Genomic DNA, 15,213 nt, shown 5'->3' with positions numbered 1-15,213 from the left:
CGACTTACTCCTCAAGGACCATTATTCTTCAAGACCACGCCCCTTGGCCTTTTTCAATTCATCTTCATCCGGCACCTTGTCGGTGAAATAGCCGGCTGCCTTCTTGGCGTCCATTTCAACCTTGGCATCGGCCGGGATCAACTCCTCGGGGATCGGCACGCGCTCGACCACCTGGATGCCGCTGTCGACAATCGGCTGGAACTTCATATTGCTCATCGACACCAGCCGGTCGATACGGGCGATGCCCAGCCAGTGCAGGATGTCGGGCATCAGTTCCTGGAAGCGCATGTCCTGCACGCCCGCCACGCATTCGGTGCGCTGGAAATAGGCCTCGGCGCGGTCGCCGCCTTCCTGCCGCTTGCGCGCGTTGTAGACCAGGAACTTGGTCACCTCGCCCAGGGCGCGGCCTTCCTTGCGGTTATAGACGATCACGCCCACGCCACCCTGCTGCGCCTCCTCGATGCAGACTTCGATGCCATGCGCGAGGTAAGGCCGGCAGGTGCAGATGTCCGAGCCGAACACATCCGAGCCGTTGCATTCGTCATGGATGCGGCAGGCGATCTTCGTCTCGCGCTTGCCCAGCTTCGAAACGTCGCCGAACAGGTAGACGGTCATGCCGCCGATGGGCGGCAGGAACACCTTCAGGTCGGGCCGCGTCACCAGTTCGGGGAACATGCCGCCGGTCTGCTCGAACAGGCCGCGGCGCAGTTCCGTCTCGCTGATTTTGAAGCGCCTGGCGACGCCGGGCAGCCACCAGACCGGCTCGACCGCCATCTTGGTCACCTTCACGTCGCCGTTGGCGGCCAGGATATCCCCATCGGGCTTCAGCCTGCCGGCCTGGATGGCCTGGTGCAGCTCGGGCATGTTGATATGCGCCTTGGTCACCGCGATGGTGGGCCGGATGTCCCATCCGGCGGCGATCTGCTGGGCGAAGACCTCGCTGGTCATGTGGCCCCAGGGATCCATCGAGACGATCTTTTCCGGATCGGCCCATTGCGGGAACGGGCCGATGGGTTCGGCCGGCGCGGTGTTGGTCAGGTCGGGCTTGTGCTCGGCCTTGAGCTGACCCGCCGCAATCGCCAATGCGCGATACAGCGAATAGGCGCCCGAATGCGTGCCGATGGCATTCTTGCCGCCGGGATTCTTCAGCGTCGCCACAACAGGCCCGCGCTGGCGCGGATCGGCCGCGCCCCATTCCACCGGCAGGGGCTTCGATCCCGCCGTGCTGCTCGGATGCGAGGTCAGCACGATGGATTTCGGCGCGGCTTTCTTCTCGTTCGGGATATTGGGGATGTCTGTCGTACTCATGGTCTGTACCCAAAGCTTGAGGGACCGGTTTTACGCAAAGGGACCGCCAGGTTGGCGAATTCGCACAGCAGCGGACGGGTGTCGCGTGGATCGATGATCTCTTCCACCAAGAAGGCCTCGGCCGTGCGGAACGGCGAGCGCACGCGGTTCAGCCGTTCCTCGATGTCCTTCAGCAATGCGGCGGGATCCTCGGCCTTCTCCAGGTCGGCGCGATAGGCCGCTTCGATGCCGCCTTCCAGCGGCAGGCTGCCCCAGTCGCCCGACGGCCAAGCATAGCGATAGCGCAGCCGGGTGTGATTGGAATGGGCCGCGCCGGCCACGCCGAAGGCCTTGCGCAGGATGATCGAACACCAGGGCACGGTGGCCTGGTACACCGCCGTCAGCGCGCGGGCGCCATGGCGGATGGTGCCGCTCTGCTCGGCCTCGGGGCCGATCAGGAAGCCGGGGATGTCGACGAAATGCACCACGGGCAGGTGGAAGGTTTCGGCCAGATCGACGAACCTTGTGATCTTGTGCGCCGCGTCGGCCGTCCAGCCGCCGCCATAATGATACGGATCGCTGGCGAGGATCGCGACAGGCCAGCCATCCAACCGCGCCAGGCCGGTGATCACCGAACGGCCATACAGCCGCCCCATCTCGAAAAAACTGCCCTCGTCCAATACGGCATCCAGAATCTCGCGGGTCTTGTAGACGCGGCGGCGGTCGCGCGGAATGACGGACAGCAGTTTCTCGGCCCGACGCTGCGGATCGTCCTGCGGCGCGATGCGCTGCGGCAATTCGTAGACCGATTGCGGCAGGTAGGACAGGAAGCGTTTCGCCGCGGCAAAGGCCTCCTCCTCACTGGCCACCGCCAGGTCGATGGCGCCGGCGCGAGCATGGATTTCGCTGCCGCCCAGTTCCTCCTTGGTCATTTCCACGCCGGTGCGCGCCACCACGGGCGGGCCGGCAATGAACATCTGCGAAATACCCTCCACCATCACCGAGAAATGACTGGTGACCGTACGCGCCGCCCCCAGGCCTGCCACTGAGCCGAGCGCCAGCGCCACCACCGGCACGGTGCTCAGGTTCGTCACCGCGTGTTCCCAGCCGGGCAACAGGGGAACGTAAGTGCGGCCTTCCATCTCCAGGGATTTCACCGAACCGCCGCCGCCGGTGCCATCCACCAGGCGGATCATCGGGATGCGCAGCTCATGCGCCATCTGCTCGGCCATCACCTGCTTCTGCCATATGGCGGCATCGGCAGCGCCACCGCGCACGGTGAAATCGTCGCCGCCCACCACCACTGGCCGCGCATTGACCTTGCCGCGGCCGAAGACGAAGTTGGTCGGCGAGAAATCCTGCAGCTGCCCCTGGGCGTCATAGACGGCCCGGCCGGCGATGGCGCCGATTTCGTGGAAGGAACCGGGGTCGAGCAACTGGTCGATGCGTTCGCGCACCGTCAGCTTGCCACCGTCATGCTGGCGCTTGATCTTGTCGGGCCCGCCCATCTGGCGGGCCATCTCTTCACGGCGCCGCAATTCGGCGATCTCGGCTTCCCAGCTCATAATTTTGGCCTCTTGGCACTGGAAAGCGATGGAGTCTAACGCCGCCCGCAAGCCGGCACAATGGCCGGAATGGAGCCGAAACCACCCGTCCCAGAACCTTAACGTGGCGGAAGCAAGCGGCTTGTCCCGCCCGGCTGTCACACCGGCCGGCCCTGCCCCGTCTAAGGACCGAACGCGCATGGTGCGCGCAGGAGAAAAGCGATGCCCCCCCGGCTGAAGAACCCCCACAAATCCGCCCCCGACGGCATCAAGGCCATGATGGCGCTGGAGGCCAGTTTCGAAAAAAGCGGCCTGGAAGAAGGTATGCGCCATCTGGTGAAGCTGCGCGCCTCTCAGATCAATGGCTGCGCCTTCTGCATCCACATGCATACCACCGATGCCCGCAAGCATGGCGAAACCGAGATGCGGCTGTATATGCTGAATGCTTGGCGCGAAAGCCCGCTATACAGCGACCGCGAACGCGCCGCCCTGGCCTGGACCGAGGCGCTCACCCTGCTGCCGCAGACCGGCGCGCCAGATGCCGATTATGAGCTGGTCAAGGCGCAGTTCTCGGAAGCCGAACAGGTGCAGCTCACCCTGCTGATCGGCGCGATCAATGTGTGGAACCGCCTGCAGGTCGGGTTCCGCGCCGCGCACCCGATAGATTAGGCTGACCCAACCGGCTACACCCGCGCGATCGTCGCCAACGCCGTGGCGACGATCCGCGCCTGCCCGTCCTTCACGGCATAGACATCGGCCCGCGTCACTACCTGCCGCTTGCCGGCCTTCACCACCATGCCGGTGGCCGTCAGGCTGTCGCCCACTGCCGGCGCCAGCAGGTTGAGTTTGTATTCCGAGGTCACCACGTCGCCCACCACCGAGGCCGCTGCCCAGGCGCAGACCGTGTCGGCCATGTAGCCGACAATGGCGCCGTGGGCGAAGCCATGGTGCTGCGTCAGGTCGGGCCGCACGTCGATGGCGATCTTCACCTCGCCCGGAGCGAAATCCACCAGCCTCGTGCCGACCCAGTTGGTGAAGGGGCTGATCCTGATCGCCTGCTCCAGATGCGCGCGAGTGAAGCTGGATTGTGACTCGGTCATTTAAGACTCCTTTTCAGCAGGCGGCCGATCTGCCGCAGCGGTTCGGCGGAATGCCGCGTCCGGGCCAGAATCACAGCGCCTTCCAGCGATGTAACGGCCAGCAGCGCCAGATCGGCGGCTTCCGCCGGCTTCCGCCCTTCGGCGCGCAGGGCCTCGGCAATTGTATCGCCCCAGTCGCGATAGCCGACGTCGCAGGCCAGCCGCAGCGGTTCGATGAATGGTCCGGTCTCGACGGCGACGATGGTGAGCGGCGAGCCGTCGCGGAATTTCGATGCCTCCAGCCAGCCGGCAATGGTCTCGGCCAGGTTACCCATGGCTTCGGCCACCGTGGCGCTGCCGACCAGTTCATCGCGCAGCGTGGCCATGAAACGCGCCGACGCCCAGGTCACGGCAGCAGCCGCCAGTTGCTCTTTGCCATCGGGGAAATAGTGATAGAGCGAACCTTTCGGCGCGCCGCTTTTCTCGACGATCTCGTTCAGGCCGGTGCCGGCATAGCCGCGCCGCGACATCAGCTTCGCCGTCATCTCGACAAAGCGATCGCGGGCGGAAAGGCGGGTCGGTTTCGCGGCGGCGGCTGATCTGACCATGCCGGAATTATATAGACTGGTCTAATTATGACAAGGCCAAAGAAAAGGGGCCCGCGGCCCCTTTCCATTCCTGCGGGCTAGAAGCTGCCCGGATAGTTGCCGCCATCCAGCAGCACGTTCTGCCCGGTCATGTAGGCCGCCTGCATCGAGCACAGGAAGGCGCAGACCTGGCCGAATTCCTCGGCCGTGCCAAAACGGCCGGCCGGGATGGTGGCAGCCTGCTTGTCAAGCTCGGCGTCCAGTTCGGCGCCGCTCTTCTTGGTCTGAACGCCGATGGTCTGTTTCAGGCGGTCGGTCAGAAACCGGCCGGGCAGAAGATTGTTGATGGTGATGCCGTCCTTGGCCACCTGGCGCGACACACCGGCCACGAAACCATGCAGGCCCGAGCGCGCGCCGTTCGAAAGCCCCAGGATCGGGATCGGTGCCTTTACCGCGCTGGAGGTGATGTTGACGATGCGGCCGAACCTGCGCCCCGCCATACCATCCACGACCGCCTTGATCAGGAGGATCGGCGTGATCATGTTGGCGTCCACCGCCTTGATCCATTCCTCGCGGCCCCAGTCGCGGAAATTGCCCGGCGGCGGGCCGCCGGCATTGTTGACCAGAATGTCGATCTGCCCGGCGGCTTCCAACGCCTGCTGGCGACCGGCCTCGGTGGCAATGTCGCCCGCCACGGTCTTCACCGTCACACCCGGGGCCTCGGCGCGGATCTTCGCCGCTGCCTGTTCCAGCACCTCAGCGCCGCGCGCCGTGATGGTGACGTTCACGCCTTCCTTCGCCAAAGCCAGCGCGCAGCCCAGGCCAAGGCCCTTGCTCGCCGCGCAGACAAGTGCGTTACGGCCCTTGATGCCGAAATCCATGTATCGCTCCCTTGGTTGCCGAATGGAATGAAACCGCTCAACACATAGCGCCGCGGCGCCCCAGCAGCAATCACTGCAGCAATTACTGCGGCGATTACTGGGCCGTCAGGCCGCCATCGACCAGCAGTTCAGAACCCGTGGTGAATTTCGATTCATCGCAGGCCAGATAGAGGATGGCCTGGGCCACATCCTCCACCGCACCCATATGGCCGATGGGGTGCAGGCTTTCCAGAAACCGCCGGGTCTTTTCCGGTTCCCGCGACGCATTGATGTGTCCTTGCACCAGCGGCGTCTCGACATAGGCGGGATGCACGGAGTTCACCCGGATGTTCCAGCGGCCATAGGCGGCTTCCATTGCCAATGCCTTGGTGAACAGCGTGACTGCACCTTTCGAGGCACAATAGGCGGCCATCTGCGGCGCGCCGACCTTGCCGGCCACCGAGGCGACGTTGACGATAGACCCGCCGCCGCCTTTCCTCATGAGGGGTATGGCATGCTTGCAGCCGAGAAACACGCTATCGGAATTCACCGCCTGCACCAGCCGCCATTCCTCCAGTGTCATCTCGGTGACATTGCGGTGCAGGCCGATGCCGGCATTGTTGACCAGCACATCGAGTCGGCCTTCCTTCGCGGCGACATTGGCGACCGTGGATCGCCACTGGTCTTCCTTCGTCACGTCCAGCGACAGGAAACGCGCCTTCGGCCCCAGCGTCGCCGCCGCGGCCGCGCCGTCGCTGCGGTCGGTGAGGATCACTTGCGCGCCCTCGGCGACGAACAGCGCGGCCGTCGCCAGGCCGAAGCCCGATGCCGCGCCGGTGACCAGCGCCACCTTGTCCTGCAGGCGCGGCATGTCAGCTTTCCTTCGCCGCAAGGCCCCAGTCGCGCAGGGCCGCCTCGCCGCCCTCGCCGCGTTTGGGCGGCTGTTTCCGGATGGCGCCCGGGGTGCGCGAGAAACGTGGTGCCGGCGCCGGCTGCATGACGCCATCAGGCGCGACGAAACTCTGCCGCGCCGCCATATGAGCGTGCTTCGGCGCCTCCTCCAGGTTCAGCACCGGCGCGAAGCAGATGTCGCTGCCTTCCATGATGGCGCACCATTCGTCGCGCGTCTTGGTCTTGAAGGTGGCGGCGATGGCCGCCTGCAGCGAGGGCCAGCGTCTGCGGTCGTACTGTTTGGGCAGGATGGTCGGATCGAGGCCGAGCTTCTGGATCAGCTCGGCATAAAACTTGCCCTCGATGGAACCGATGGCAACGAAGCCGCCATCCTTGCACTCGAAGGTGCCATACCACGGCGCGCCGCCATCCAGCATGTTGGTGCCGCGCTGGTCACTCCACAGGCCAGCCGCCTTCATGCCGTAGAACATAGTCATCAGCGACGCCGCGCCATCCACCATGGCGGCATCCACCACCTGGCCCCGGCCCGAGTGCTGGCGCTCGTACAACGCCGCCAGCACACCCATCGCCAGATACAGCGAGCCGCCGCCGAAATCGCCCACCAGGTTGAGCGGCGGCACCGGCTGGCCGACAGTGCCGATGGCATGCAATGCGCCGGTCAGCGCGATGTAGTTGATGTCGTGGCCGGCGGCCGGCGCCATGGGACCATCCTGTCCCCAGCCAGTCATGCGGCCATAGACCAGTTTCGGATTGCGCTGCAGTGCCACGTCGGGGCCGAGGCCCAGGCGTTCCATCACGCCGGGGCGGAAGCCCTCCAGCACCACATCGGCCTTCGCCATCAGGTCGAGCATCAGCGCGATGGCCTTGGCATCCTTCAGGTCGAGCGCCAGAGAGCGCTTGCCGCGGCCGAGAAGTTCGTATTTCGGCTCGATGGGCAGTCCCAGATCGACATCGCCGGTGCGGTCGATGCGCAGCACGTCGGCACCCAGGTCGGCCAGCAGCATGCCGCAGAACGGCACCGGCCCGATCGCCGGCATCTCGATCACCTTCAGCCCCGAGAGCGGACCACTCATTTCTTCTCTCCGTGGCTCTTCGGCTGCCATTCAGCCACCGGCAGGCCCTGCTTTTTCCACTCGCCGAAGCCGCCCTCGATATGGGCCAGCTTCTGCAGTCCCATATCCTTGGCCGTCTTGGTCGCCAGCGCCGAGCGCAGGCCGCCGGCACAGTAGAAAATGAATTCCTTGTCCTCGGCGAAGGTCTTGCGGTGATACGGGCTTTCCGGATCGATCCAGAATTCCAGCATGCCGCGGGTGGCATGCAGCGCATTGGGGATCATGCCGTCGCGCTCCAGTTCGCGCGGATCGCGGATGTCGACGAATACCACCCCGGGGTTGCCGAGTTTCTCGGCTGCCTGTTGCGGCGTGAGCGTGACGATTTCCGCCATCGCCTCGGCCACGAGCGCCTTGTAGCCTTTGCGCATCGCGTTTCCTCCTTATTGCAATGCGCCAACTATAGGTCAGCCGCCGATATCAGGCCATGCCCACCGCAGCCATGACGGCAACCGCCACAGGCGCGGCTGCCAGTGCCAGCCTGCCTCGCGCACAATGCTCTGCACCGCATCGATCAGCACGTCATCGTCATCGATCAGCAGCGTGTTGCCGCGCCAGCGTTCCGGCATCGGCGGTGGCAGGCCCAACCCGGCCGGCGCGATGCCGCGCGCCACCAGCGGCAAAGCATTGACGACGCTGCGTCCGGAATCGAAATCGAGTTCCAGTCCCGTGATCCACACGCGCCCGGAGAGACGGTCGAGATCCTGCCGGCGCAGGTCGTCGGCATGGCCGGCCAGCAGCAGCCGGCCGCTCTGCGCATCGTAGAGTGCCGCGATGCGCAGTCCGGCCGAGTTGAGGTCTTCCAGCCGCTCGCGCAGTTCTGCCAGTTCCACCGGCGGGGGATTGCCGCTGCGGAATGCCGCCTGCTCCAGGCACAGGCTGACCGCGGCCAGATGCAGCACCAGCCACAACGCCGCCATCATGCCCTGGCCGGCACGGCTGTGCAGCAGGCGCAGCGGGCCGGGAAAACGCCGTGCGCGCAGGGCCGGCGTGGCGCGGCGGCGGCGGTCGAGCGCGGCGCTGTCGGGGCCATAAAAGGCAAACAGCGTGTCACCGATCAGCAACCACTGGCCGCGGGCATAGCCCCCGGCAGCATTGCCGGCTCCGCCGGTCTGGAAAGAGATGCCGGCATCAGCATATTCGACCCCGGCTGCGGCGAAATTGGCGAAGCGCAGTTCTGCGGCCTGTTCCGCGGCCTGCGCCGAGCGGAACCGCGCTGCGATGCAGGCCGTGCCATCATGAAAGCGCGCCAGCTCGGCCGCCTGCGCCTCGGGGAATAGTGGATGCAGGTCGCGGTATTCGCTGGCATGGCGGCCGAACACCGCCCAGGAATTCATGAAGCCGCCATAGCGGGTGGCCAGCGCCACCGTATCGACGGTGAGCCGCCGCGCCGCCCAGCGGTCGAACAGCGCATAGACTGCCGCCGGCAGGCCGATGCCGCTGACCAGCACCAGCAGCATGGCCAGCCACGGGCCATCTGCCTGCCAGTCCACGCCCATCGCCGCCAGAAATCCGGCGAAACCCTCCGCCACCTGCCGCCCCCGTACTGACGCTGAATCGCCCCAGCCTAACCTACTGAGAGAACAATAGAATATCCGTTATCCAGATGTTAACGGAATCTTTGCCCCGACTCTTCTATGCAGGATGGGACCAAAACAGGCTGATCCAATCCATGGCCCCGCTGCCGCCCTTCTCCGCCGCCCTCAATGCCGCCCGCGCCGACAGCTATCGCATCGGCGGCCATCAGGTGAGCTACGAACTGCTCAGCACGCTCAAGCAGGCCAGCAGCCGCACCGGCGTGGACTTCGCCTATCTGGTCGCCCAGGCCGGGCAGGAAAGCGGTTTCCGCGCCGATGCCCAGGCCCGCACAAGTTCGGCGCGCGGGCTGTTCCAGTTCATCGAAAGCACCTGGCTCGAGATGGTGCGCGACCATGGCGCCAAATACGGCCTGGCCGAACAGGCCGGCCAGATTTCCAGCGGCAGCGACGGCCGCCCGCGCGTCAGCGACCCGCAGCTTCGCAGGGACATCCTCGCCCTGCGCGACGATCCGCGCATCGCCGCCGCCATGGCCGCCGAATACGCGCGCAGCAACCAGCAGATTCTCTCGCGCGAATTCGGCGTCGAGATGCAGAAGGTCGATCTCTACCTGGGCCATTTTCTCGGCGCCAGCGGCGCCACCAAATTCCTCGCCGCGCTGAGAGAGAACCCGGCACAGAACGCCGCCAGCCTGTTGCCAGAGGCCGCCGCCGCCAACCAGGGTGTGTTCTATACCTCGGAAGGCAAGGCCCGTTCGCTGGGCGATATCTATGCCTTCTTTCAGGACAAGCTGAACAGCAAGGCCAGCGGCCTGGAGACCGTGCCGCTGGATGGCGCCGCCGCCATCGTCGGCGGTAACGGCGCGCGCAGCGGCGGTTCGCCCCTGCATGGCCAGCTCGCCGAGCAGCGCCGCCTCACCGATGCCAGCGTGAAAATGATGGCTATGGAAATGCTGCACAAGATGATGCTCGGCCGGGCCAACGCCTTCGGCCGCAGCAGCGATACCGACAGCAGCTGGTAAGTATCACACCACTCTGGTCAGCACCGGCTGGCCGGCGAAGAACGCCAGGATATTCTTCAGCACCAGATCGCCCATCGCCTGCCGCGTGGCATGGGTGGCTGAGCCGACATGCGGCGCCAGCGTCACACTGTCGAGTTTCCACAAAGCCTCGGGCACGTTCGGCTCGTCGGCGAACACGTCCAGCCCCGCCCCGGCCAGCTTGCCCTCCACCAGCGCCTTGACCAGCGCCGGCTCCACCACCACCGAACCGCGCGCGATGTTGACCACATAACCCTTCGGCCCCAGCGCGTCGATCACCGCCTGGTTCACCAGGCCTTCGGTCTCCTTGCCGCCCGGACAGGCGATCATCAGGATATCGACGTCTTTGGCCATCGCCACCAGATTGTCGTAATAGCGCCAGGCAATGTCGGCCTTCTTGCGCGGGCCGAAATAGCTGATCTCGACATTGAACGGTTCGGCGCGGCGCGCGATGGCCTGGCCGATGCGGCCCAGACCCAGCACACCCATCTTTTTGCCGCCCAGTTTGTCGGTCAGCGGAAACTTGTCCTTCGGCCAGCGGCCCTGGCGCACGAACTGGTCGCCCTGCGGGATGCGGCGCATCATCGCCAGCAGCAGGGCCATGGCGGTGTCGGCCACGTCGTCGGTCAGCACGTCGGGTGTGTTGGTCACCGTCACGCCGCGCTGCTTGGCGCAATCGATATCGATGGAGTCATATCCCACGCCGAAACTGGAAATAATCTCCAGCTTGGGCAGGGCCTCGATCAGCTTGCGGCTGGCACCCACGCCGCCCGAGGTGACCATGCCGCGCACATTGGGGGCCACCTGCTGCACCAGCGCGTCGCGGTCGGCCGCCTCCCACAGGCGATGCACCTTGAATTCCCGGTCCAGCACCTGCTGGATTGCCGGCGGCATGGCGGTGGTCTGCACGATCTCGACGGCCATGGTCTCCTCCCTCTAAACTGATATATCAGTTGCAAACCTAGCGGCAGGGCCGGGTTTCCCGCAAGGCGCAGGCGCAGCGAACCAGACGGACCAATTCCCGGCCAATTCCAGGCCGCCACGAGAGATTGACAGGCGGCGCATGTTCTTCCGATCCTGCCCGCCCCCACAGGAGTCCACGATGTCGAAGCCCCCGCCTAAAGGCATGCAGCGCAACCTCGCCAATTACGGCGATGCCGGTTTTTCCGTTTTCCTGCGCAAGGCCTTCATCAAGGCGCTGGGTTACACCGACGAGGCACTCTCGCGCCCCATCATCGGCATCGTCGACACCGCCTCGGGCTACAATGCCTGCCACCGCAACGTGCCCGACCTGATCGAGGCCGCCTCGCGCGGCGTGATGCTGGCCGGCGGCATCCCCGTGCCCTTCCCCGTGATCTCGATCCAGGAAAGCTTTGCCAATCCCACCAGCATGTATCTGCGCAACCTGATGGCCATGGACGCGGAAGAGATGATCCGCGCCCAGCCGATGGATGCCGTGATCCTGCTCGGCGGCTGCGACAAGACCGTGCCGGCGCTCCTCATGGGCGCTGCATCGGCGAACGTGCCGGCGATCATGCTGGTCACCGGGCCGATGCTGGCGGGGTCATGGCGCGGCGAAAAGCTCGGCGCCTGCACCGATTGCCGCCGCTTCTGGGCGCGCTATCGCGCCGGCGAGATGACAGAGACTGAAATCAACGAGGTTAATGCCGAACTGGCGCCCACCATCGGCACCTGCGGCGTGATGGGCACGGCCAGCACCATGGCCCTGACGGTGGAGGCCATGGGCATGATGCTGCCCGGCGGCGCGGCCGTGCCGGCCGTGCATGCCGAACGCCGCCGCCTGGCCGAACAGACCGGCGCGCGCGCCGTGGCGATGGCGGTCGAGGGCCTGACGCCCGACAAAATCATGACGCCCGCCGCGTTCAGGAATGCCCTGCGCGTGCTGCTAGCCGTGGGCGGCAGCACAAATGCGCTCATTCATCTGACTGCCATGGCGGGGCGGCTTGGCATCGGCATCGACCTCGAAGGTTTCGATAAACTCGGCCGCGAGACGCCGGTGCTGGTGGATCTCAAGCCCACCGGCCAGCATTACATGGAAGACCTTTATAAAGCCGGTGGCCTGACGCCGATTTTGCGCGAACTGGTCAGCCTGATCGACCGCACCTGCCTCACCGTGACGGGCAAAACACTGGGCGACAACATCGACGCCGCGCCGCAATCGTGGAAGCAGGACGTGATCCGGCCGCTTGGCAATCCTGTTTATGCCAACGGCGCGATGGCCGTTTTGCGCGGCAACCTCGCGCCCGATGGCGCCATCATCAAGCAGGCCGCCGCCACGCAAAGCCTGCTGCAGCATGAAGGCCGCGCCGTGGTGTTCGACGGCCTGCCCGACATGGCCGCAAAGCTCGACTCGCCCGATCTCGACGTGAAACCTGATGACATTCTGGTGCTGCGCAATGCCGGGCCGAAAGGCGCACCCGGCATGCCCGAGGCCGGCTATATCCCGATCCCGAAGAAACTGGCGTTACAGGGCGTGAAGGACATGGTGCGCATTTCCGATGCGCGCATGAGCGGCACCGCCTATGGCACCATCGTTCTGCATATCGCGCCGGAGTCTGCGGCCGGCGGGCCATTGGCCCTGGTGCAAACCGGCGACCGCATCCGGCTCGATACCGCCGGCCGCCGCATCGACCTGCTGGTGAGTGATGCCGAGCTGCAGAAACGCCGCGCGGCCCTGCCGCCCCTGCCCTCGGGCGACGGCCGGCGCGGCTATGAAAAACTCTATTTCGACAGCGTGACCCAGGCCGATACTGGCTGCGACTTCGATTTTGCGATGCCGCAGATTACGAAAAGGGTGCCGTAGTAGATTGGCTCATGTCACATATATCCAAGCAATTTTAACAGCGCATCAACGGCCTTGCCGGCGGCTATCCCGATTAGTCGATCAGCGAAATTTTTAAATAGCCGCTGTAGTGCATTTAGCAGGACCGGGACTATAGCCGATAATCTAACACGCACGGCTCCAAGAAGAGTTTTTCCCGCAATGATTTCGGCTGTGCGCATCTCTCGGTCATCGGGAGAGATTTCATTTGACTCGCGTACTAAATTTTCAACTTCGGAAAGAGCGGTGACGGCCTCGTGGTACTGTTGACTATTGTGGTCAATTGCCACGCTTCTATCAGAGGCGGGAATGTCGCCTGAATTATTGGCCTGATTTCGAATCAGATATTTAATTAAATCTCTGCTGAACGGCTCGAATATTTGCATATTAATATCCGAGATCATCACTGAAAAATTGTTATCGCTGTAGAGAAAATTTGTACAGAAATCGAAAGGAGAGATATCTCCTGTTGAAAATTTCCGGAAGAGGGTGAGGTGCATGCCTAGTCTGGCTCTCTGATCGTGTGGCCAGCTGAGAGTTCCTGAGCCGACCATACTTCGTACAGTCGACTGGCACTCCTTGTACCAAGAGTCGAAATCAACTAGCCGCTCAAGAGAGGAGATGGTTGCGAAGACGTGGGCGTCACTTTCTAGATGGCGAAACCATCTTTGTAGGTTGTCGGCGTATAGTTGATGGCGGCTGCGCGAAACATCACTTGTTAGTTCATGATAATCAGGAGTGAAATTGCCTTCCATAATATCCCCCAAACGCGTTTCCAATTGCTTCCGGTTTAGCTTCCTCAGAGTTCGGTGAGTTTTAAAGAAGAAATTGCATCTTGAAGAATTAGTCGGCGCTGTTATCTAATATTCTAGCGCTCTTGCCCATCGTGGATCAGTATGTCCGTGCCGGCCCGCCAGCCGGCATTTCGCATTTTCAGGCCCCGGCGCGAACGGGATCGAACTGGCCCTGAACGGGATCGCACTGGTATCCAACTGGATCGAACTGGCCATCAACTGGCTCGAACTGGTCGCCAACTGGCCGGCAACAGGATGCCGGTTCCGGCGCGGGATTGGCCGGAATTGGCGATGATTGGCAATCATTGTCGATTATTGGCGAGGGTCTGGCGGGCCCCAGACACCGCCCTAGCCGTCCCGTCACGGCTTCCGCCGGGCCGCGTCGCGCAGACCGGCCCAGGTTTATCAGCAGCTTGGCGGCTATTCCGCCGCTGCCGGTGTCTTACCGGGCGCCTTACCGCTTTCCGCCCGTGCCGCCGGTTCGGCTTTCGCCTTGGCCAGCGGCACCAGGTTGTTCAGGAACTGGTCGGTGCAGGCATCCCAGGAATACTGCAGCGCCAGCGCGCGGCAGGCTTCGGGCGATTTGCCCAGCGCATTTTTGATCGCCACGGCCAGGTCCTCGTGCAGGGCGCCCACGTCCGGGTGCGGCCCCACGATGTCGATGGGACCGGTCACCGGATAGGCCGCCACCGGCACGCCCGAGGCCAAAGCCTCCAGCAGCACCAGGCCGAAGGTGTCGGTCAGGCTGGGGAAGACGAACACGTCGGCGGCGGCGAAATAGCTGGCCAGGTGGCCGTTCTCCAGATAGCCGGCGAACACGGCCTCCGGGTATTTGGCGCGATAGCCTTCCAGGTCGGGGCCGATGCCCACCACCAGCTTGGTGCCGTCCAGCTTCAGTTGCAGGAAGGCCTCGATGTTCTTGTCCACCACCACGCGGCCGGCATAGAGATAGATCGGCCTCGGCAGGTCGAGGATGTCCTTGCTGCGCGGCTTGAATCGTTCGATATCCACGCCGCGCGACCAGGTCTTCAGGTTCTTGAAGCCCCAGTCCGACAGGCTCTTGGCCAGGCTGTCGGTCGCCACCATCACGCCGGCCGAGCCGCCATGGAACCAGCGCATGAAGGCATAGCTCCATTTCAGCGGCAGCTTCGTGCGCTCGTGGATATATTCGGGGAATTTGGTGTGATAGGCGGTGGTGAAGATCAGGCCGTTGCGCTTGCAGTATTTGCGCGCCGCCATGCCCAGCGGCCCCTCGGTGGCGATATGGATCGCATCCGGGTTGAAGGCCTCGATCAGCTTCACCAGCCGGCGATAGGGCAGGATCGAAAGCTCGATCTCCGGGTAAGTGGGGCATGGCACGCGGCGGAACTGCTCCGGCCCGATCACCTCCACCACATGGCCGCGGCGCTCCAGCACCTCGCGGGTCTTGGTCAGGGTCCGCACCACACCGTTCACCTGCGGGTGCCAGGCATCGGAAACGATCAGAATGCGCATGGATAGATCTCGCTTTTCCTCCGGCCCGACCGCCGGCGATTCACCGATTCCCAATTCGATCACGATTCGATGACAGGGCGATGAAAGCCTGGGGATAAGTCGGAGACGGACATGAATCTTCGATGACAAT

General features: G+C 64.2%; 15 protein-coding genes. 3 read left to right on the top strand and 12 right to left on the bottom strand.

The annotated features are described in order from the left end of the window. Positions 1-21 precede the first annotated feature (21 nt). Together ACK4FK_RS08555 and ACK4FK_RS08550 are read right to left on the bottom strand one after the other, a co-directional pair. Complete coding sequence (locus ACK4FK_RS08555; protein ID WP_409743912.1) at positions 22-1,308, bottom strand: GTP cyclohydrolase II; 1,287 nt, start codon at positions 1,306-1,308, stop codon at positions 22-24. Continuing rightward, positions 1,305-2,852, bottom strand: a complete 1,548-nt coding sequence (locus ACK4FK_RS08550; RefSeq protein WP_409743909.1) for an acyl-CoA carboxylase subunit beta — start codon at positions 2,850-2,852, stop codon at positions 1,305-1,307. The genes ACK4FK_RS08555 and ACK4FK_RS08550 overlap by 4 nt, the downstream gene beginning before the upstream one ends. 201 nt (positions 2,853-3,053) lie before the next feature. On the opposite strand from ACK4FK_RS08550, the gene ACK4FK_RS08545 reads away from it, so the two are divergent. Then, positions 3,054-3,500 (top strand): carboxymuconolactone decarboxylase family protein, encoded by a 447-nt coding sequence (locus ACK4FK_RS08545; protein ID WP_409743907.1) that lies wholly within the window; start codon positions 3,054-3,056, stop codon positions 3,498-3,500. 14 nt (positions 3,501-3,514) lie between these two features. On the opposite strand, the gene ACK4FK_RS08540 is transcribed toward ACK4FK_RS08545, so the two are convergent. The 7 genes from ACK4FK_RS08540 to ACK4FK_RS08510 all read right to left on the bottom strand — a co-directional run bounded on the left by ACK4FK_RS08540 (position 3,515) and on the right by ACK4FK_RS08510 (position 8,910). Continuing rightward, positions 3,515-3,931 (bottom strand): PaaI family thioesterase, encoded by a 417-nt coding sequence (locus tag ACK4FK_RS08540; RefSeq protein ID WP_409743904.1) that lies wholly within the window; start codon positions 3,929-3,931, stop codon positions 3,515-3,517. After that, on the bottom strand, positions 3,928-4,518 hold the full coding sequence (locus tag ACK4FK_RS08535; RefSeq protein WP_409743902.1) for a TetR/AcrR family transcriptional regulator: 591 nt from the start codon (positions 4,516-4,518) through the stop codon (positions 3,928-3,930). Before ACK4FK_RS08535 ends, ACK4FK_RS08540 begins: the two co-directional genes overlap by 4 nt. Positions 4,519-4,595: 77 nt before the next feature. Beyond that, on the bottom strand, positions 4,596-5,378 hold the full coding sequence (locus ACK4FK_RS08530) for an SDR family oxidoreductase (RefSeq protein ID WP_409743899.1): 783 nt from the start codon (positions 5,376-5,378) through the stop codon (positions 4,596-4,598). A 94-nt stretch (positions 5,379-5,472) separates the two neighbouring features. After that, positions 5,473-6,228 (bottom strand): glucose 1-dehydrogenase, encoded by a 756-nt coding sequence (locus tag ACK4FK_RS08525; RefSeq protein ID WP_409743897.1) that lies wholly within the window; start codon positions 6,226-6,228, stop codon positions 5,473-5,475. A 1-nt stretch (position 6,229) separates the two neighbouring features. Beyond that, entirely contained in the window at positions 6,230-7,342 is a 1,113-nt protein-coding gene (locus ACK4FK_RS08520; protein ID WP_409743894.1) for a CaiB/BaiF CoA transferase family protein, read from the bottom strand. Beyond that, on the bottom strand, positions 7,339-7,749 hold the full coding sequence (locus ACK4FK_RS08515; RefSeq protein ID WP_409743891.1) for a rhodanese-like domain-containing protein: 411 nt from the start codon (positions 7,747-7,749) through the stop codon (positions 7,339-7,341). The genes ACK4FK_RS08520 and ACK4FK_RS08515 overlap by 4 nt, the downstream gene beginning before the upstream one ends. 36 nt (positions 7,750-7,785) lie before the next feature. Then, positions 7,786-8,910, bottom strand: coding sequence for a hypothetical protein (locus ACK4FK_RS08510; RefSeq protein WP_409743888.1), 1,125 nt, complete (start codon positions 8,908-8,910; stop codon positions 7,786-7,788). Between the two features lie 140 nt (positions 8,911-9,050). On the opposite strand from ACK4FK_RS08510, the gene ACK4FK_RS08505 reads away from it, so the two are divergent. Continuing rightward, positions 9,051-9,935 carry a transglycosylase SLT domain-containing protein gene (locus ACK4FK_RS08505; protein WP_409743885.1) on the top strand — a complete coding sequence of 295 codons (885 nt, stop codon included), beginning with the start codon at positions 9,051-9,053 and terminating at the stop codon, positions 9,933-9,935. A gap of 3 nt (positions 9,936-9,938) precedes the next feature. On the opposite strand, the gene ACK4FK_RS08500 is transcribed toward ACK4FK_RS08505, so the two are convergent. Continuing rightward, complete coding sequence (locus tag ACK4FK_RS08500; protein ID WP_409743882.1) at positions 9,939-10,877, bottom strand: 2-hydroxyacid dehydrogenase; 939 nt, start codon at positions 10,875-10,877, stop codon at positions 9,939-9,941. Between the two features lie 178 nt (positions 10,878-11,055). Between ACK4FK_RS08500 and ACK4FK_RS08495 the strand changes: the two genes are divergently transcribed. Next, on the top strand, positions 11,056-12,777 hold the full coding sequence (locus ACK4FK_RS08495) for an IlvD/Edd family dehydratase (protein ID WP_409743879.1): 1,722 nt from the start codon (positions 11,056-11,058) through the stop codon (positions 12,775-12,777). A 14-nt stretch (positions 12,778-12,791) separates the two neighbouring features. Here ACK4FK_RS08495 and ACK4FK_RS08490 read toward each other — a convergent pair whose 3' ends face one another. Continuing rightward, the gene (locus ACK4FK_RS08490) at positions 12,792-13,550 is read right to left on the bottom strand and encodes a hypothetical protein (RefSeq protein WP_409743876.1); all 759 of its coding nucleotides are present in this window, start codon (positions 13,548-13,550) and stop codon (positions 12,792-12,794) included. Between the two features lie 459 nt (positions 13,551-14,009). Next, a complete protein-coding gene (locus tag ACK4FK_RS08485) occupies positions 14,010-15,083 on the bottom strand; it encodes a glycosyltransferase family 4 protein (protein ID WP_409743873.1) in 1,074 nt (357 codons plus the stop codon). Between the last annotated feature and the right edge of the window lie 130 nt (positions 15,084-15,213).

This window comes from Ferrovibrio sp. (assembly GCF_046297895.1).
Lineage (GTDB): Bacteria > Pseudomonadota > Alphaproteobacteria > Ferrovibrionales > Ferrovibrionaceae > Ferrovibrio.
Note: the sequence above shows the minus strand (reverse complement) of the source record. Positions and strands in the feature narration are given on the sequence as shown.